Source organism: Alphaproteobacteria bacterium, from assembly GCA_041396705.1.
GTDB lineage: Bacteria > Pseudomonadota > Alphaproteobacteria > CALKHQ01 > CALKHQ01 > CALKHQ01.
This window is the reverse complement of record JAWKYB010000003.1, coordinates 122,741-141,138: the sequence shown is the minus strand read 5'-3', so window position 1 is coordinate 141,138 and position 18,398 is coordinate 122,741. Positions and strand designations below refer to the sequence as shown.

At 69.9% G+C, this 18,398-nt stretch carries 19 protein-coding genes and 1 pseudogene; 6 read left to right on the top strand and 14 right to left on the bottom strand.

Features of this window, described 5'->3' with window-relative positions; genetic code table 11:
* Window positions 1–21: 21 nt before the first annotated feature.
* The 8 genes and pseudogenes from R3F55_04005 to R3F55_03970 all read right to left on the bottom strand — a co-directional run bounded on the left by R3F55_04005 (window position 22) and on the right by R3F55_03970 (window position 6,058).
* Window positions 22–273 carry a hypothetical protein gene (locus R3F55_04005; GenBank protein MEZ5666595.1) on the bottom strand — a complete coding sequence of 84 codons (252 nt, stop codon included), beginning with the start codon at window positions 271–273 and terminating at the stop codon, window positions 22–24.
* A gap of 1,318 nt (window positions 274–1,591) precedes the next feature.
* Window positions 1,592–1,711, bottom strand: coding sequence for an SAM domain-containing protein (locus tag R3F55_04000; protein ID MEZ5666594.1), 120 nt, complete (start codon window positions 1,709–1,711; stop codon window positions 1,592–1,594).
* A gap of 134 nt (window positions 1,712–1,845) precedes the next feature.
* Window positions 1,846–2,885: pseudogene (gene mgrA / locus R3F55_03995) on the bottom strand (L-glyceraldehyde 3-phosphate reductase).
* A complete protein-coding gene (locus R3F55_03990; GenBank protein MEZ5666593.1) occupies window positions 2,840–3,511 on the bottom strand; it encodes a VOC family protein in 672 nt (223 codons plus the stop codon). Before R3F55_03990 ends, mgrA begins: the two are co-directional and overlap by 46 nt.
* An 11-nt stretch (window positions 3,512–3,522) precedes the next feature.
* Complete coding sequence (locus R3F55_03985) at window positions 3,523–4,299, bottom strand: ABC transporter permease (protein MEZ5666592.1); 777 nt, start codon at window positions 4,297–4,299, stop codon at window positions 3,523–3,525.
* A 137-nt stretch (window positions 4,300–4,436) separates the two neighbouring features.
* Window positions 4,437–4,643: an ATP-binding cassette domain-containing protein gene (locus R3F55_03980; protein ID MEZ5666591.1), complete on the bottom strand. Its 207-nt coding sequence runs from the start codon at window positions 4,641–4,643 to the stop codon at window positions 4,437–4,439.
* Window positions 4,586–4,972, bottom strand: a complete 387-nt coding sequence (locus R3F55_03975; GenBank protein MEZ5666590.1) for an ATP-binding cassette domain-containing protein — start codon at window positions 4,970–4,972, stop codon at window positions 4,586–4,588. Before R3F55_03975 ends, R3F55_03980 begins: the two co-directional genes overlap by 58 nt.
* Window positions 4,973–5,083: 111 nt before the next feature.
* Window positions 5,084–6,058: an ABC transporter substrate-binding protein gene (locus tag R3F55_03970; GenBank protein ID MEZ5666589.1), complete on the bottom strand. Its 975-nt coding sequence runs from the start codon at window positions 6,056–6,058 to the stop codon at window positions 5,084–5,086.
* A 184-nt stretch (window positions 6,059–6,242) separates the two neighbouring features.
* On the opposite strand from R3F55_03970, the gene R3F55_03965 reads away from it, so the two are divergent.
* The gene (locus tag R3F55_03965) at window positions 6,243–6,491 is read left to right on the top strand and encodes a ParB N-terminal domain-containing protein (protein ID MEZ5666588.1); all 249 of its coding nucleotides are present in this window, start codon (window positions 6,243–6,245) and stop codon (window positions 6,489–6,491) included.
* 179 nt (window positions 6,492–6,670) lie between these two features.
* On the top strand, window positions 6,671–7,522 hold the full coding sequence (locus tag R3F55_03960) for an NAD(P)-dependent oxidoreductase (protein MEZ5666587.1): 852 nt from the start codon (window positions 6,671–6,673) through the stop codon (window positions 7,520–7,522).
* A 27-nt stretch (window positions 7,523–7,549) separates the two neighbouring features.
* Here the strand turns inward: R3F55_03960 and R3F55_03955 are convergent, their stop codons facing one another.
* The 6 genes from R3F55_03955 to R3F55_03930 form a co-directional block, all read right to left on the bottom strand.
* A complete protein-coding gene (locus R3F55_03955; protein ID MEZ5666586.1) occupies window positions 7,550–7,984 on the bottom strand; it encodes an NUDIX hydrolase in 435 nt (144 codons plus the stop codon).
* Between the two features lie 84 nt (window positions 7,985–8,068).
* Window positions 8,069–8,827 carry an SDR family oxidoreductase gene (locus R3F55_03950; protein ID MEZ5666585.1) on the bottom strand — a complete coding sequence of 253 codons (759 nt, stop codon included), beginning with the start codon at window positions 8,825–8,827 and terminating at the stop codon, window positions 8,069–8,071.
* Between the two features lie 52 nt (window positions 8,828–8,879).
* Window positions 8,880–10,412 carry a sugar ABC transporter ATP-binding protein gene (locus R3F55_03945; GenBank protein MEZ5666584.1) on the bottom strand — a complete coding sequence of 511 codons (1,533 nt, stop codon included), beginning with the start codon at window positions 10,410–10,412 and terminating at the stop codon, window positions 8,880–8,882.
* Window positions 10,409–11,380 carry an ABC transporter permease gene (locus R3F55_03940; GenBank protein ID MEZ5666583.1) on the bottom strand — a complete coding sequence of 324 codons (972 nt, stop codon included), beginning with the start codon at window positions 11,378–11,380 and terminating at the stop codon, window positions 10,409–10,411. The genes R3F55_03945 and R3F55_03940 overlap by 4 nt, the downstream gene beginning before the upstream one ends.
* Window positions 11,377–12,387 (bottom strand): ABC transporter permease, encoded by a 1,011-nt coding sequence (locus R3F55_03935; GenBank protein ID MEZ5666582.1) that lies wholly within the window; start codon window positions 12,385–12,387, stop codon window positions 11,377–11,379. The genes R3F55_03940 and R3F55_03935 overlap by 4 nt, the downstream gene beginning before the upstream one ends.
* A 235-nt stretch (window positions 12,388–12,622) precedes the next feature.
* Window positions 12,623–13,684, bottom strand: a complete 1,062-nt coding sequence (locus R3F55_03930) for a sugar ABC transporter substrate-binding protein (GenBank protein ID MEZ5666581.1) — start codon at window positions 13,682–13,684, stop codon at window positions 12,623–12,625.
* A gap of 552 nt (window positions 13,685–14,236) precedes the next feature.
* Between R3F55_03930 and R3F55_03925 the strand changes: the two genes are divergently transcribed.
* The 4 genes from R3F55_03925 (at window position 14,237) to R3F55_03910 (ending at window position 18,395) form a co-directional block, all read left to right on the top strand.
* The gene (locus R3F55_03925) at window positions 14,237–15,370 is read left to right on the top strand and encodes a type III PLP-dependent enzyme (GenBank protein MEZ5666580.1); all 1,134 of its coding nucleotides are present in this window, start codon (window positions 14,237–14,239) and stop codon (window positions 15,368–15,370) included.
* Between the two features lie 143 nt (window positions 15,371–15,513).
* Window positions 15,514–15,951, top strand: coding sequence for a hypothetical protein (locus R3F55_03920; protein ID MEZ5666579.1), 438 nt, complete (start codon window positions 15,514–15,516; stop codon window positions 15,949–15,951).
* A 12-nt stretch (window positions 15,952–15,963) separates the two neighbouring features.
* Window positions 15,964–17,415: a S41 family peptidase gene (locus R3F55_03915; GenBank protein ID MEZ5666578.1), complete on the top strand. Its 1,452-nt coding sequence runs from the start codon at window positions 15,964–15,966 to the stop codon at window positions 17,413–17,415.
* 68 nt (window positions 17,416–17,483) lie between these two features.
* Entirely contained in the window at window positions 17,484–18,395 is a 912-nt protein-coding gene (locus tag R3F55_03910) for an NAD(P)-dependent oxidoreductase (GenBank protein MEZ5666577.1), read from the top strand.
* Window positions 18,396–18,398: the final 3 nt, after the last annotated feature.

Genomic DNA, 18,398 nt, shown 5'->3' with positions numbered 1-18,398 from the left:
GCCGTAGCAACCGCGCGCCGATCAGGCGGTCGGGCGCATAGTCGGGGCGCGCAGCAGGTGGCGGACGCCGTCGATCGAGAACTGGTCGCCGAGGACGGCGGCGGCCCGCACGGCGGCGCGGTCGTCGGCAGCGAGCCGGTCGGCCTGGGCCAGCACCACGCTGCGGATCGTGCCGGGGATCGCGGCGTCGAGGCCGCCGGACCGGGCATGGCGCACAAGCCGCTCCAGGAACAGCGGGTTGCCCTCCGCGCGGCGCACGCAGGCCGCGACCACCGTTGTGCCCGATCCAGCAGGCTCGCGGCGAAGGCCTCGGCATCGGCGTCGCGCAGGGGTCCGAGCGTGATGACCAGCAGCGAAAGCCCGTCGAGCGCGAGGCGCCGGTCCGCCAGAGGGTCCTCCTCCGGCCGCGACGGACGATCAGCACGGTGGCGCCCGGTGCCGGTGCCCGTCGCGCCAGCATGTCGATTGCGGCAAGCACGCCGCCGTCGGCCCAGTGGGACATCCTCGACACCGATCGCAAGCGGCTTGTCCGCCGCCGCGGCGAGGGTGAGTTCGACCAGCCTTCCGACCGCGCGCCGCCGCCCGCGCCGCCGCGGTCATCGCATCCAGCAGCGCGCGCTCCTCCCGGCGCGAGCGGCAGGCCGAGCAGGTCCTGGCGGCAAGGACCGGCGGCGTCGGCGCGCGGTCGCCGTGCACGGGCACTGGCGGAGCGCTGGGTAGCGCATCGCTCTCCAGCCCGGTGCCGAAGTCGAACACCGGCAGCGGCGCACGGCAGCCGAGACCGCGGGCTCGTCGAGCGCGGCCTGCAAGAGCCGCGACTTGCCGATGCCGGCCTCGCCGCGCACGTAGATCGCCGTGCCGCGGCTGTCCGCCAGCGCCGAGCGCAACGCGGTCGAGCACTGCGCCAGCGCCCGCGGCGCCCGAACATCGGCCGCTCGCTCTGCGCCTGGGCGGCCGCGAGTCCGCGACCGCCAGAGCGCGACCGGTTGCGGCAGACCCTTGACCGGTCGCGGCTTCAGCGCCTGGCCGACCAGCCGGTCGCCCAGCGCCTGCGCCACGCCATCGGACACGATCGTCTCGCCGGCGCCGGCCAGCCCGGTCAGGCGCGGAGGCCAGGTTCACCGTCTCGCCGGTGACGGTGTATTCCAGGTGGCGCTGATCGCCGGTGCGCGACGCGATGACCTCGCCGGTGGCGATGCCGACATGCGCCCGGATCGGCTGGCCGCATGCCTGCGACACCGCGGGCATCGCCTCGTGGATGCGGGCCGCGGCGGCCACGGCGCGGGCAACGTCGTCGCTGTGCGACCGGCGCCCGAACAGCGCCACGGCAGTCGCCGACATGCTTGTCGATGGTGCCGCCCAGGCCGCCGATGATGCCGTCGACCGCCTCGAAATAGGCCGACAGCACCGCGTGGATGCGCTCGGGGTCGAGCCGACTGCTGAGGTCGGTGTAACCCGCGATGTCGGCGAACAGCACGGTCACCTCGCGCCGCGACCCTCCATGCCCCCTCGCCGGTCGCCGAATCCGGGCCGGTCGCCGCCGCGTCGCGGCCATCGTTGCCTCCAGCGCCGCGGATGGCGGCCATCAGCTTCAGGCGATCGCCCAGCGCGCAGCGACGCCGATCTCCCGCAGGTCGTCGGTGGTCAGCAACGGCAGGGTGCTGCGGTCGATCCGGTGCTCGCAAAGCCGGCGCATGGCCTTCGAGGCCAAGCCCGGCAAGCCATTGCCCGATATCGAAACCGGGTCGCCATTGCGCGTACCGCCCCCCACCCGGCCCGGGGATCACGGCCGGACCCAACGCGCCGACTATAGGCCTGCGCCGCGCCGAAGCCGGGCGCCAGCCCTTAGCGTGCCGGTCCCGGCCGCTCGGACGAAAGCGCCCACAGGATTGACGCCGCCCTCGACCGCATGCTGGTCGATCTCGGCCAGTTCGGCGTCGGTGAAGTCGGCATTGGCCAGCGCGCCCATGCAGCCGGTGATCTGCTCCGGCTTGCTGGCCCCGATCAGCGCCGTGGTCACCCGCCCGCCACGCAGTACCCAGGCCAGCGCCATCTGCGCCAGCGTCTGGCCGCGCCGGCCGGCGATGTCGTTGAGCGCTCGGATCCGGGCCAGGTTGTCCTCGCTGAGGAATCCTGGCGCAGCGACTTGCCTTTGGCCGCGCGGCTGTCGGCGGGGATGCCGTTCAGATACTTGTCGGTCAGCATGCCCTGGGCCAGCGGGGTGAAGGCGATCGAGCCGATGCCTCGTCGAGTGCGTCGAGCAGGCCGTCCTCCTCGACCCAGCGGTTGATCATCGAATAGCTCGGCTGGTGGATCAGGCAGGGCGCGCCGAGGTCGCGCAGTATCTTCGCAGCCTCGCGCGTGCGCTTCGCGTTATAGGACGACAGGCCGACATACAGCGCCTTGCCCTGCCGCACGGCCTGGGCCAGCGCGCCCATGGTCTCCTCCAGCGGCGTGTTCGGGTCATAGCGGTGGGAGTAGAAGACGTCGACATAGTCGAGACCCATCCGCCGGCTCTGGTCCAGGCTGGCCAGCAGGTACTTGCGGCTGCCGAACTGCCATAGGCCGGGCCACATCAGATAGCCAGCCTTGGTCGAAACGATCAGCTCGTCGCGATAGGGCGCGAAGTCGCTCTTCAGCAGCCGGCCGAAATTCTCCTCCGCCGATCCCGGCGGCGGGCCGTAGTTGTTGGCAAGGTCGAAATGGGTGATGCCGCTGTCGAACGCGGCGCGCAGCAGGCTGCGGCCCAGCTCGAACGGCACGTCGCCGCCGAAATTGTGCCACAGGCCGAGCGACAGCGCCGGCAGCTTCAGCCCGCTGCGCCCGCAGCGGTTGTAGGTCATGCGCTCGTAGCGGTTGTCGGCCGCGATGTAGGGGCTAGGCATCGTCGTGTTCCTCGTTGGCTTCGGCGGCGGCGCCGGGCGGACGCCGCCATGGGCGACGGACGCGGCCGGCAGCAGCGCAGGCACCGCGCTGTTCCAGGTCCGATCCGCTTGAACTGGAATCGGGGCGTACTTAGCACCGGCAAGGCGTCAAGGCGAACGTTAATACGCCGGTGCTCCTGCAGCGCGGGTGCGCGCCCGTCAGCCCGCGAAGGTCTCGTAGTCTTCCGGCGGGCGCAGCCACGCATAGACCTCCCACAGGTTGTCCTCCGGATCGACGATGTAGAACGCATAGGCGTTCCACGGATAGCCTGCGGCGCGCCATGGGTGCGGACGCCCGCCTGGTCGATTTCGCGGAAGCGGGCGTCGACCGTGGCGGCGTCCGCCACCTCGACCGCGACCATCACCTTGTGCGTGCCGCTGCGCGGCCCGGCGGCGATGCCGATATGGGTCTCGATATGCCGCGCCTCCCACAGCGCCAGCGTGACCCCGGCCGAGGCGAAGTCGGCGAAGCCTTCCGCCCGCCGCCGCAGCCGGAAGCCGAGCCGGTCGCGGTAGAACGCGATCATGGCGTCGATGTCGCGGCAGACCAGGCAGACGTCGGAGATGCGTTCCGTGGTTCCGAGCATGAGTCCCTTCCCTATCCCGGCAGCCCGCGGCCGTCGTGCCAGCGCATGAAATAGCGCTCGGCCAGAAGCACCAGCGCGAAGTAGACCAGCGACAGCCCCGACGAGACGAACAGCGTCGCATAGAGCAGCGGCGACTGGTAGTTGAACGTGGCCTGGATGATCAGGGCGCCCAGGCCCTTGCTGGCGCCGATCCATTCGCCGACGATCGCGCCGATCACGCTGGTGGTCGCCGCAATGCGCAGGGCCGAGAACAGGAACGGCAGCGAGCGCGGCACCCGCAGCCGCCAGAACACCTCCACCCGGCTGGCGCTCAGCACGTGCATCAGTTCCAGTTCCTGCCGCGTCACCGCCTCCAGGCCGCGGATCACGTTGACCAGGGTCGGGAAGAAGCAGATCACCGCGGCGATCACGATCTTCGGCAGCATGCCGAGACCGAAGATCAGCACCAGCACCGGCGCCAGGGCGAGGATCGGGATGGTGTTGAAGAATACCGCGACCGGGGAAATACATCGCCTCCAGCGTCTTGAGTGGACGAAGACGATGGCGAGCAGGATCGCGACCAGGTTGCCGATCAGGAAGCCGGCGGCGCTCTCGATCAGCGTCGGCCAGAAATTCTCCAGCAGGACGGCCGCCTTGTCGAACAGGCTGATGAGGGCCGCGTCAGGCCGCGGGGCGACGAATTCCTTGACGTCGAAGACAACGATGATCAGATGCCAGGCGACCAGGACGGACAACCCGCCGATCCAGGGCAGCGCCCAGCGCAGCAGGGTGCGGGTAGTGCCGTTCATGCGCCTGCCTGCGCCAGCAGCCGGCGCAACCGGGCCGACACCTCGAGGAAATCGGTCGAATCGCGGTCGATCGCGTTGCCGGGCTTGGAGCGCCTGCAGGATCGACCCGCTCGACGATCCGACCGCGCGTGCCGCCATCACCACCACCTCCTCGGCCAGATAGGCCGCCTCGGCGATGCTGTGGGTGACGAACAGCACGGTGGCGCGGTCTCGCGCCAGATGCGCAGCAACTCGTCGTTGAGGTGATCGCGGGTGATCTCGTCGAGCGCGCCGAACGGCTCGTCCATCAGCAGCAGCTTCGGCCGGCTGACCAGGGCGCGGGCGATCGCGACGCGCTGGCGCATGCCGCCGGACAGCTCGCGCGGCAGCGCGCCGGCTCGGTCGGCCAGCCCGACCAGCGCCAGCAGCGATCCTGGCGTCGGCGCTGCGGCGGCCGCCGCACGCCGACCTGCAACGGCAGGCGGACGTTGTCGATGGCGCTGCGCCAGGGGAACAGCGTCGCGTCCTGGAAGCAGAAGGCGACGTCGCGCTGCCGCCGCGCGACAGCGGGCGGCTGGCCGAAGACCGCGGCGCTGCCGGCGCGCAGCGCACCAGGTCGGCGACTACCTCGCAGCAGGGTCGACTTGCCGCAGCCCGACGGCCCGATCAGGGCGACGAACGCGCCGGCCGGCACGTCGAGGTCGATGCCGGCCAGCGCGGCGACGGTCTCGCCGCCGCGCGTGTGAAGGCGACGTCGACGCCGCTCAGGCGAACGGCGTCGTCCGTCGCCGGCGCAGGACCGACGTCAGCCGAGCTTGGCACGATCCGCGGCAGTCGCCTCCAGGATCGCCATCGAGACGAAGCCGTCGACGGTCGGAGCCGACTCGGTGAACTGGCCGATCGACTCGTAGGTGGCGATCTGCTCGCCGATCACGGCCGGCTCGAACCAGCCCCAGCCGTGCTCCCTGGTCACGGAATCGAACGACAGCTCGACGATCTTGGCGACGGTCTCGTGCTCGATGGCGCGGTCGAGCTCGGGATAGGCGTCGACGAGAATGTCGACCGACTCCGCCGGATGGTCGTGCATCCAGGCCCAGCCCTTGGCCACAGCGCGGATGAAGTTGGCGATGGCCTCGCCGTGCTCGGCCAGCGCCTCGTCGGTGGCGAAATAGGCGTTGGCGTAGCTCGGCAGCCCCGCATCCCACTGCATCAGGGCGATGCGGTCGGGGCCGAGTACCGAGAGGGCCGCGGTGTTGGTGACCCATGCGGTGATCGCGTCGACCTGGCCGTTGGCCAGCGGGCCCATATCCCAGCCGACGGTGACGATCTCCAGATCGCCCGGGTCGATACCTTCCTTGGCCAGCAGCGCATCCAGCACGAAGCGGGCGGTTGGCTGGGTGCCGATGCGCTTGCCCACCATGTCCTTCACCGAATGGATCGGGTTGGCCGGCAGCGAGAAATAGGCGAAGGGCGACTGGCGGAAGCCCGCGGCGAACATCTTGATCGGCGCGCCCGCCGAGGCGGCGAGCAGACCCTGGCCGCTGTCCGACAACTGCCCCATCAGCGCCTGCTGCGAGGTGACTGCCGGCACGGTCGCCGAGTTGGGGCCGCCGGGGATGAACGTCACGTCCAGGCCGTACTCGGCGAAGTAGCCGTTGGTCTGCGCCACCGCATCGCCGATCTGGCCGTTGCTCATCAGCCAGTCGTACTGCACCTGCATCTCGGTGGTCTGGCCGCGGGCGACGCGACCGACGCTCAACAGCGCGGTGCCGGCAGCCATACCGCCAAGAAATCCGCGCCGGCTGGTGCGCGGGCCCTGCGGGCGAAGCGGAAACGGCGCATTCTCAGTCATCGCAAACATCCTCCCCTGGCGACCGACATCGCGCCTAGAATAGGCGCGGCAATCGCGGTTGCCATCAGATATTGCGGTCCGGATGGACGCAACGCCCGGACAGGAGGTCGCCATGATGAAAGCCGTCGCGGTGCCGATCGCCGCCATCTACGTGCCCGCCAAGTTCAAGGGCACGCTCGACGGCGGCAAGGTCGATGCGCTGGCGGAGGACATCCTGGAGCACGGCCTGACCAATCCGATCAGCGTACGCCGCGACGGCGACCGCTATGTCCTGGTGCAGGGTCTGCACCGGCTGGAGGCGGTGCGCGCGCTCGGCGAGACCGCGGTGCCGGCCTTCGTTGTCGCGGCCCGGCAGTTCTGACCCGCCGCGGCTTGCGCGCGACCGAATGATCGCTAGAGTGGCGACCGTTCGCCCGGTGCGCCACCGCGAGCTGCGGCGACGGGTTCCCCTTGCACTGCGGGTTCGGCTGCGGCCGTGCCGACCCTGGCCGGGGGCGCCGACGCCCTCGCCCGTACCGACCGAACACGAGGAAACGCTCCATGATCATCGTCACCGGTGCCAGCGGCCAGGCCGGCCGCACCTGCGTTCGCGACCTGATCGCGCACGGCTATGACGTGCTTGCCGTCGACCTGGCGCCGCCGCCCGACCCGTCGTGGACGTTCAGCCGGGTCGACCTGACCGACTACGGCCAGACCGTCGCCGCCTTCTCGGCGATCGACGACCGGCTGAAGGCCACGGTGGAGGCGGTCGTGCACCTGGCCGCGATCCGTGCGCCGGGGCTGGCCCCGAACGCCGTAATCTTCGAGACCAACACGGTGTCGACCTACAACGTGTTCGAGGCGGCGCGCGTGCTCGGGATCAAGAACGTGGTGTGGGCGTCGAGCGAGACAGTGCAGGGCCTGCCGTTCGAAACGCCGCCGCCCTATGTGCCGGTCGACGAAGAGTACAAGGCCCGGCCGGAGACGGCCTATTCGCTGTCGAAGCTGATGGGCGAGACGATGGCGGAGCAGTTCTGCCGCTGGGATCCCGAGCTGAAGATCGTCGGCCTGCGCTTCTCCAACGTGATGGATCCGGAGGACTATGCGCGCTTCCCGGCCTTCGACGCCGACCCGCGCGCCCGCTGCTGGAACCTGTGGGGCTACATCGACGCGCGCGACGCGGCACAGGCGGTGCGGCTGGCGCTGGAGTGCGACCTGAAGGGCACGGAGAACTTCATCATCGCAAACGCAGACACGGTGATGAGCCGGCCCAACGCCGAGCTGCTGGCCGAGGTCTATCCGGGCGTGCCGGTCAACCGCCAGTTCGGCCCGAACGAAACGCTGCTGTCGATCGAGAAGGCCAGGCGCATGCTCGGCTACGAGCCGAAGCACCGTTGGCGCGACCACGTCTGAGCGGCGGCCGGGGAGGCAGAAGGCGGCTCAGGCCGCCTTTTTCGTCAGCGTCGCGCTCGGCTGATAGCGCTTGATCAGCGCCGCCAGCTCCGGGTCGCTGATAAGCCGCACCGCCTCGGCGCGCCCGGCCCAGCGGCCCTGTCGCTGCCCTTTCTCCGGCCAGCTGGTCGCCTGCTCCTCGACCAGCATGGCGTAGACGGCGACGACGCAGACGATCTCCTTGCCGCCCTCCAGCCGCTTCACATAGCTGAACTGGCCGCTCGGCTTGCGCTCGATGCGCCCCTTCAGGCCGGCTTCCTCGAAAGCCTCCCGCTCGGCCAGCTCGCACGGCCGCAGGCCTTTCTTGGGCCAGCCCTTGGGCACGATCCAGCGACCGGTCTCGCGGCTGGTGATCAGGTAGAATTCGATGCCGTGCTCGCCGAGGACAAAAGGCAGCGCCGCAATCTGTTTCTTGCCACTCATCTATACATTGTCACCGATTCATCCTGATTCGGCAACGCGAGTTCTTGGGGCCGTTTGGCGCGGCCACGCAAATGCCTTGCAGGCCTAGCCGCGGCCGACGAACGGCATCTGCGTCGCCATCACCGTCAATGTCAGGACATTGGCATCCAGGGGCATGCTGTCCATGTACAGGATCGCGTTGGCGACATGGTCCGGATCGATCACCGGCTCGGGCGCCATGGTGCCGTTGGCCTGCGGCACGCCCTGCGCCATCCGCGCGGTCATCGGGGTGCGCGCGTTGCCGATGTCGATCTGGCCGACGCAGATGTCGAAGGCGCGGCCGTCGAGGTTGGCCGCCTTGGTCAGGCCGGTGATGGCGTGCTTGGTCGCGGTATAGGGCGCCGAATGCGGCCGCGGCGTATGGGCGGAGATCGAGCCGTTGTTGACGATGCGGCCGCCGCGCGGGTTCTGCGCCTTCATGATGCGGAACGCCTGCTGGGTGCAGAGGAAGGCCGCGGTCAGGTTGACGTCGACAACGCCCTGCCACTGCTCGAGCGTCAGCTCCTCCAACGGAATCGGCGGCGTGCCGGCGCCGGCGTTGTTGAACAGCAGGTCGAGCCGGCCGAACTTGCCGACGACCGTGTCGAACAGCGCGCGGACCGCGGCAGCGTCGGTGACGTCGGCCGGCACCGCCAGTGCCCGGGCGCCGTCGGCGCCGGCTAGCGAGGCGGTCTCCTCCAGCATCTCGGTCCGGCGGCCGACCAGCCCGACCGAATAGCCGTTGCGCAGCAGGCCCAGCGCGACGGCGCGGCCGACGCCGGTTCCCGCGCCGGTGACGACGGCGATCCTACCATTTCCAGCCAATGGACTTCCTCCTGCTCCGAATCTGATTCTGCGCGAGGGGCATGGCCCGGATTCAGGCCGGTTCCGCCAGCTCCTCGGTTTCGTGAATGCACGCCATGATGCGGCGGCTGACCGCATCATAGTCGCGGCTGTTGGCGATTTCACCCACCAGCCTGAACTCGTTCATCACCAGGATGCGGTCGGCCAGCGCAATCATTTCCGGCATGTCGCTGGAGATCAGCAGGATCGCGGTGCCGTTACCGGCGAGTTCTCCAATCAATTCATGCAGGTAGGCCTTTGTCTTTACGTCGATTCCGACCGTCGGCTCGTCGATGATCAGGATCGAAACGTCCGCCGCCAGCCATTTGGCGACGCTGACCTTCTGCTGGTTGCCGCCCGACAGGTTGCCGACGCGCTGGCCGAGGCTCGGCGTGCGGATGGCCAGCCGCTCGACCAGCGGCGCCGCTGCCCGCTGTTCTGTGGTGCCGGCCAGCCAGGCATGGGCACCGGCCAGCCGCCGCCAGACGGTCATCGCGACGTTGCGCACCACGCTGTGCGCCAGGATCAGCCCCTCGCCCTTGCGGTCCTCGCTGACATAGCCGATGCGGTGGCGATGAACGGCGGTCGAGACGTCGGGGATCGTCGCCGGCCGGCCGTCGATGCGCAGCGTACCGGCGGTGATCCGGTCGGCGCCGACGATCGCCTTGGCCAGCTCGCTGCGGCCGGCGCCGACCAGGCCGTACAGACCGACGATCTCGCCGCGGCCGACACTGAGCGCGATGTCGCGATGGCCGGCGGCGGTGGCGACGCCTTCGAGGGCCAGCGCCGGCGGTCCCTCGGCCCGGCGGCGGGCGGCCAGTCGGGCGATCTGTTCGTCGCGGCCGATCATCAGGCGGACCACGTCGGTCCGGGTCATGCCCGCCAGCGGCCGCGATTCGCAGGCGTTGCGGCCGTCACGCAGCACGGTGACGTGGTCGCAGATCTCGAACACCTCCTCCAGCTTGTGGCTGACGAAGACGATGGTGACGCCGTCGTCGCGCAGCCCGCGCAGCAGGCGGAACAGCACCTCGGTCTCGTGCGGGGTGATCGAGGCCGTCGGTTCGTCCATCAGCAGCACCTGGGTGCGCATCGACAGCGCCTTGGCGATCTCGACCAGCTGCATCTGCGCCGCGCTCAGCCGGTTGACCGGGGTGCGCGGGTCGATGTGCAGGTTCAGTGCGTCCAGCCACTTGCGCGCCTCGCGGTGGACCGCGTCGAAGTCGACCAGCCCGCGCGCCGTCGGCAGCTGCTCCAGCATGATGTTCTCGCCGGCGCTGAACCGCGGGATCAGGTTGCGCTCCTGGTGAACCACGCCGATTCCCGCTGCGATGGCGTCGTGCGGGCTGTGGAAATGCTGGGCCTGGCCGCGCAGCAGCACCGCGCCGGCGTCCGGCGCGTGCACGCCGGTCAGCACCTTGATCAGCGTCGACTTGCCGGCACCGTTCTCGCCGAGAAGGGCGTGAATCTGCCCCCGCTCCAGCGTCAGGTCGACTGCGTCGAGGGCCTGCACGCCGGGAAAGGCCTTGCTGACCCCGCGCACCGCCAGCAGCGGGCCGCCGTCGCTCATGGCACGGCCGGTGCGCGGCGGGCGCGCACGTCGCGATAACGGTTGAGCCAGACCGCGCCGAGGATCATCAGGCCCAACAGCAGCTGGACCAGGAACGGATCGACCTCGAGCAGCACCAGCGCATTGGTGATCAGGGTGACCAGCAGCACGCCCAGGCAGGTGCCGGCGACCGAGACGTGGCCGCCGGTCAGCACGGCGCCGCCCAGCACCGGCGCGGCGAAGGAGACGATCAGCCAGCCGTCGCCTATGGTCGGCTGGCCGATCTGGATGCGCGCCACCGCCAGCATGCCGGCCAGCGCCGCCAGCACGCCCGAGAGCACGTGGGCGCCGACGACGGTGCGGCGCAGGTCGATGCCGGACAGCTCTGCGGCATGGGCGTTGCCGCCGACCGCCAGCATCTGCCGGCCGAACACGGTGCGGCGCATCAGCAGCCCCATCGCCAGCGCGATCAGCACCGGCGGCACCAGCAGATAGGGGACCGCGCCGCCGAGAAACGACTCGTTGCCCAGGTCCTTCACCACCTGCGGCACGCCGTAGAACGGCTGCGCCTTGGTGATGCCGAGGTTGATGCCCTTGTAGATCGACAGCGTCGCCAGCGTGATGACGAAAGCGGAGATCCCGGTCAGCACGGTCACGAAGCCGTTGACGAAGCCGCACACCACTCCGATCGCCAGCCCGGCGACGAAGGCCAGCGGCCAGGGCAGCCCCCACACCTCCATCATCCCGGCGAAGGCGATCGCCACCAACCCGCCGATGGCGCCGACCGAAAGGTTCATCTGGCCGATGGCGATGATCACCATCTGCGACAGCGAGACCAGCAGCGACAGCGAGAAGCCGATCAGCACCACATAGATGTTGAGGGCGCTGAGGAAGGCCGGCCGCACCAGCGCCAGCGCGACGATGGCCGCCGCCACGACCAGCGCGAGGCCGGTCCAGTCCTGGGCCCACAGCCGGCGCAGGCCGCTCATCGCGCCGCCACCCGCCGCCGCTCGGCGACCAGGTTGCGCACCCGGTCGAGCACGACCGCCACCAGCAGGATCAGGCCGAGGAATGCCTGCACCCAGAACTCGCCCACTTGCAGCAGCAGCAGCCCGCTGCTGAGCACGGTGACCAGGATCGCGCCCAGCGCCGTGCCGGTCACCGAGACGAAGCCGCCGGTCAGCAGTGTGCCGCCGATCACCGGTGCCAGGAAGGCCGGCAGCAGCCAGTCGGCGCCGATCTGCCCGGCCATCGACGGCAGCGCGGCGCCGTTGCGGGCGGAGACCATCAGGCCGGCCAGCGCCGCCAGGGCGCCGGACAGCGTGTGGCAATAGACGAACATGCGGCCGGCGCGCACGCCCGACAGGGTGGCCGCGCGTTCGTTGGCGCCGGCGGCCAGCATCTCGCGGCCCAAAGCGGTGAACTTGAACAGCCAGCCGAGCAGCAGGCCGGCCGCCAGCATGACCAGCAGCAGCGGCGAGACGAAGCCGAACATCTTGATCTTGGCGAAGTCGGTGAAGTCCTGCGGCAGCTGGTTGAACGGCTCCGCCTTGGTCAGCACGGTCATCGCGCCGAAATAGATGCTCATGGTGGCCAGGGTGATGACGAAGCTGTGCACGCCGGTCAGCACCATCGCCAGCCCGTTGACCGCGCCCAGCAGGGCGCCGAAGGCCAGCGTCAGCGCCAGCGCCGGCAGGATCGGTAGTCCCACCACCTCCATCAGGAAGCCGGCGAACATCGCGGCGCCGACCCCGATCGCGCCGACGGCCAGGTTCAGCCCGCCGGTCACCAGCACCACCATCATCGAGAAGCCGATGACGATGTCGACCGCCATGATGCGGCCCATGCTGTAGAGGTGGAATTTCGACAGGAAGCCGTCCGTGGCCGTGCTGAACAGCAGCACGAACAGCGCGGTCACCAGCACCAGCCCGATCAGGTTCGACCCGATCAGGCCGTGGAGCGCGCGCGAGCTGCCCTGTCCTGCCGTTGTGGCCACGAGCCGTGTCTCTTGGTTCATTGCACCGGATCGGGAAACCGGGTGTGCCCGGGCTCCCCACGCGTATCACCCCTGCAGCGTCATGCCCGGGCCCCTCCCGGGCAGCCACGCCGCGCCGTCAGTGCAGGCGTGAAGGCGTGGTCGGTCGGGGCGAGCCCGACCACGACGCTGGGAGGCGGTTGCCGGCAGGACGCGGGCCGACGCCCGCGGCCCGTGTCCCGCCGTGCGGTCTGCCCTATTGCGGGCAATCCAGGTAGCTGGCCTCGAAGCTGCCCATCAGCTCCTTGGTCACCGCCACCATCGCGTCCTGGTAGTTGGCGATCTGGTCGGCGCCGACGAAGGCCGTGCCGGAATCGATGAACCGGTTGGTCTGCGAGGTCGAGGCCCAGGGGGCATCGTCCTTGAAGGTACAGCCGGCGCGGACCCGGTCCATCGCGAACGAGCCGATATAGGCCTGGCCGTACGGGTTCTGCAGCATGGTCCCGTGGACATAGCCGTCGGCGATGGCGTCGAGCACGACCTGGTCGTGGTCGATGCCGACCATGACGATGCGCTTGTCGCCGATGTTGCGCAGCGCGGTCGAGGCGACGACGGCGGGGATCCACGCCGTGGTGACGATCCCGTCGACCTGGTCGCCGCTGGCAGCCAGGAAGGCGTTGATCTTCTCGTCGGCCGGCTCCGGCGCATCGATGTCGGCGATCACCTGGATGACCTCGAAGTCGCCGCCGGCGGCGTTGGCCTCGTCCACCGCCTGCTGCACGGCGTCGATGCGCAGCTGCGTGTTCGGGTCGACCAGGAAGCCGGTGAAATGGGCGATCTTGCCGCTGTTGCCCAGCGTGCGGATCAGCTCCTGGGTGCCGAGATAGGCCGAATGGCCGGTGTCGGTGCCCAGGCAGAACAGCGCGTCGGTGGGGTCGACGACGCAGCCGGCCAGCGCGGCCGAGGGGATGTCGAAGTCGGCTAGCTCGCTGAGCGTGCTGTTGGTGCCGACCGCATCGCCCGGGAACACCAGGATGGCGTTGTAGCCCTGGGCGACCAGGCTCTCGATCATCTCGTTCTGCAGGCTCAGCTCCCAGGCCGCCGGCACCTTGAAGTCGGCCGCCTCGAGCCCGAAGTCGCGCGCCGCATCCTGGCCCGCCTGCTCCCAGGCTGCGAAATAGGGGTGCGGTCCGCCCGGCACCAGCGCGACGCGGGTGTCGCTGGCCTGGGCCGCCGTCCCGGCGAGCAGCGTCGCCGCGAAGGCCGCCAGGGTCAGCCGCCGGCGGCCACGCCGGATCGTGGTCAGGGTTGCCTGCATGGTTGATGTCTCCTCCCGTTTCTCATGGGCTATGCCTGGCCGCGAAGCCCGGCCTTTTCGTTCCGCCCGACCCGGCCGAGCGGCCGGGCGCCGAACTATAGCCACCCGCAAAGGTGGAATGCACCGTCAAAGGCGCCGCACCGCCGCGAATCTGGACCATGCGGTGTCCGCCGTGTGAATTTTTCGGGCGATGTGACTTTCTTCATTGATTCTCAAGGCACTCGGCCGTATTTACCCAATCGCCCTAATTCGCACGTGCCCAGAGGCGCCGGCATCGCGTCCCATCCGGACGAGGCGCTCGCAAGCAACGACGGTGCGGGCTTTTTCTCCGCCGGTTGTCCATATGCCGGCGTCGCTGAAGAGGCACACCATCCTTGCCCACGTGCGGAACGGGTCTCCCGCTCCAAACCGAAGGCGCTCCAGCGGGGCTCCGCATGCAGCGGCTCCCCTTGTCGACACAGGCCGCGGCCTGTGCGGGCCGGGACGTCTCCACCACGTCTCGCCGTACGGACCGGGGCCGGTCATCACCGGTTTGCAGTGGGACACTTACCGATGGCGACACAGCGCGTATTGGATTTCCTGGCTGAGCGACGACCCGAAGGCCCTTGCCTGGTTCTCGACCTCGACGTCGTCCGCGACAACTACCTGCGCTTCGCAAGCGCCATGCCCGAGACCCGCATCTTCTATGCGGTGAAGGCGAACCCGGCACCCGAGGTGTTGCGCCTGCTGGCCGAGCTCGGCTCGTGCTTCGACACCGCCTCGGTCGCCGAGATCGAGATGGTGCTGGCCGCCGGCGCCACCCCCGACCGCATCTCCTTCGGCAACACCATCAAGAAGGAGCGCGACATCGCGCGCGCCCGCGCGCTCGGTGTCGACCTGTTCGCGGTCGACTGCGTCGAGGAGGTCGAGAAGATCGCGCGCCAGGCCACCGGCGCACGCGTGTTCTGCCGTATCCTGACCGACGGAGAGGGGGCCGACTGGGCGCTGAGCCGCAAGTTCGGCTGTGCGCCGGAAATGGCGGTGCCGGTTCTGGAAGCTGCCCAGCGCGAGGGGCTGTCCGCCTACGGCATCTCGTTCCATGTCGGCTCGCAGCAGCACAACCCGGCGGCCTGGGACCGCGCCCTGGCGCAGTCTGCCGACATCTTCCGCACCCTGTTCGAGCGCGGCATCGCGCTGAAGATGGTCAATCTCGGCGGCGGCTTCCCGACCCGCTATCTGAAGGACGTCCCCGGGGTGACCAACTATGCCGAGGCGATCACGGATTCGATCCGTCGCCACTTCGGCAACCGGCTGCCGGAGACGATCATCGAGCCCGGCCGCGGCATGGTCGGCAACGCGGGCACGATCAAGACCGAAGTCGTGCTGATCTCGCGCAAGTCGGCCGACGATCCGACCCGCTGGGTCTATCTCGACATCGGCAAGTTCGGCGGCCTGGCCGAGACCATGGACGAGGCGATCCGCTATCCGATCCGCACGCCGCACGACGGCGAGGAGACGGCGCCGTGCGTGATCGCCGGGCCGACCTGCGATTCGGTCGACGTGCTGTACGAGAAGAACCCGTACCCGCTGCCGATCGGGCTCGAGATCGGCGACGAGCTGCTGATCGAGGCGACCGGGGCCTATACCACCACCTACTCGTCGGTGGCCTTCAACGGCTTCCCGCCGTTGCGCACCTACGTGATCTGACCCGCTCGGCAGGGCCGGGGCCCGACCGGCCCCGCCCTGCCCGACCTGGCGCGAGACAGCCTGCCGCATCGCATCGCCATTGCCGCCACCCGATGTCCTGACAAGGGGATCGTGACGATCCCGTCAGGCAGGGGGGTGCCGAGATGCAAGCGACACGAGCCATTCCGTTCATTCTTGCCGTGCTGTGCGCCGGCGCCGGACCGGCCGCCACGCAGAGCGCCGCACAGGGCGCCGCACAGGGCGCCAACGACGTGGTCGGCGCCTGGACCGCGCAGAGCGTCGACCAGATGACCGGCGTTCCGTTCGCCGTCCAATACGGCTTCTTCGACGACGGCACATATCAGAAGAGCCTGCAGATCGGAGCCGGCTACGACTACATCGCCGGCCCGTGGTTCACGCAGGGAAACCTGCTGCGGCTGGAGGTGCGCCAGCACTGGTCGACGGCCGGCGAAGGCCCCACGCCGCCCGGGGAATTGTGGTATTTCGAACGGCGCGGCGGCCAGCTGGTCCTGGTCAATGCCGCGTGCCCGTCGCCGCAGATGGCGGCGTTGTGCACCCTGGTGCTCAACCGCGCGCAGTAGGAGCGCTGGACCATGCCCCGACGTCTCGCGGGCGCCCTCGTCGCCCTGTTTGCCGGCTGCGCCGTCGCCGCCGCCGAGGACAATCCCTGGCCGGAGCGGACGGCCGTCGACCTGCAGTTCATGCACGACACCCTGGCGGCCGACCATCCCGGCCCGGCGATCGACCCGGCTTTTGCCGCGCGGCTCGATTCGGCGCTGGCCGAAGGTCTCGCGGCGGCACGGTCGGCCGACAGCGTCACCGCCTACATCTACCTGCTGATGGCCTATGCCAACGCCCTGCCCGACAACCATCTGGAGATCTGGGGCGCACGCGATAACCCGGAATGGGCCAGCGTGCCGCGCCCGCCGACCCTGTATCCCGGCTTCATCACCGCCTGGCGCAACGGCGCCTATCGGGTCAGGGCCGCCGCAGATGCGGGCGAGGTGCGCGACGGCATGGCCGTGGTTTCCTGCGACGGCAGGACGGCGGATGCGCTGGCGGCAGCCAACATCTTTCGCTTCCAGGGCCGCGCGGAGCAGCCGGCCGACCCGATGCGCTTCGCGCCGCTGCTGTTCGTCGACCAGGGCCAGCCCGGTTTCGTCCGGCCCGAGCGCTGCTCGTTCGACGACGCCGGCCGCACTGTCACGGCGGCGCTGCGTTGGCGCGAGACCTCGTTCCGCGAAATCGGCCAGGCCTATGCCGACGCGACGTTCGGCACGCCGCCGCCCTTCGGCGCCACCCGGCTCGGCGACGGCGGGCTGTGGATCGCGCTGCCGACCTTCGTCGCCGGCCAGATCGCCGCGGAGGATGCCGCGGCGGTGCAGGCGATGCTGCGGGACGGCCGCGATGCGCCCTATGTGGTGTTCGATCTGCGCGGCAACGGCGGCGGCAGCAGCTTCTTCGCCGACGGGTTCGCGATGGCCCTGTTCGGCGAGGACTACGTGCGCACATGGCAACGCATCGAATCGGGCGGACGCGCGCCCGACCTTGTTCGCGCCTCGCCGGGCAACCGCGCCTACTTCGCCGGCGCCGGCACGGATGACGACCCGGGAGCGCGCGCCTATTTCGAGATTCTGGTCGCCGCGATCGACGCCGCGCTGGCCGCCGGCGAGCCGGTCGCCGCGCTGGGCGGCCCGACGCCCGAGGCCGGCATCGACATGCCGCCGGCGCCCTATGCCGGACAGGTGTTCCTGCTGACCGACGGCGCTGCATTCAGTTCGACGCTGCTGTTCATCGATACCGTGCTCGGCTACCCCGACGCGGTGCTGGTCGGCTGGCCGACCCGCGCGCACGGCCTCTATGGCGAGCTGCGCCAGGTGCGGCTGCCGTCCGGCTGGGCCAGCCTCGCCTTCTCGACCAAGGCGTTCATGGGACGCGGCGTCGAGGCCGACCTGGCCATCGTGCCCCAGATCCCGTGGGACGGCGAGATAGGCGACACGCCGGCGCTGCAGGCCTGGATCCACGGGCTCGCCGAAGGCCGCTGAGCCGATCCCGGTTGCCATGCCGCCGCCGCCGTGCTGAATCCGGCGCAACGCAGAGGACGGAGGCGAGCATGGCGAACACGACGAAAGTGGGATGGATCGGCGTCGGGCTGATGGGACACGGCGCGGCGCGCAACATCCTGGAGAAGGGCTTTCCGCTGACGGTGATGGCCCACCGCAACCGCCAGCCGGTCGATGACCTGGTCGGCCGCGGCGCCGCCGAGGCGGCGACGCCGGCCGCGGTGGCCGAAGCCTGCGACGTGACCTTCCTTTGCCTGCCGTCGTCGCGCGAGGTGGACCGGGTCGTGCTCGGCGCCGACGGTGTCGCCTCGGCGATCCGCCCCGGCTCGATCGTGGTCGACTGCACCACGGCCGAGCCGGACGAGACGCTGCGCGTCGGTGCGGCGCTGGCCGAGGTCGGTGCGACGCTGGTCGACGCCCCGTTCACCCGCACGCCGAAGGAGGCCGAGGAGGGCCGCCTGAACGTGTTGGTCGGGGCCAGCGACGAGGCGCTGGCGCGCGTCAGGCCGGTGCTGGAGACCTTCACCGAGAACATCTTCCATATCGGCGGCCCCGGCATGGGCCACCGCATCAAGCTGTTCAACAACGCGATCTGCATGGCCATCGCCGCGGCCAATGCCGAGGCGATCGCCGCCGCCGCCAAGCTGGGCATCGACCTGGACATGCTGCACGACGTCATCACCACCGGCGGCGGCGACAGCCGGGTGTTCCGCTCCACCATGCGCTGGGTGCTGGACGGCGACGACAGCCTGCATCGCGGCACGCTGTGGGTCGGCGCCAAGGACATGCGTGCCTTCCTGCGCATGACGGCGGCCGACGACGTCCCGACCCCGATCATCGCCCACGCCGCGCAGAGTTTCACGCTGGCCAATGCGCTCGGCCACGGCGACCGGTTCATCCCGGTGCTGCCGCAGGTGATCGCCTCGCGTTACGGCGCCCATATTCGCGATATCGAGGACTGAGGC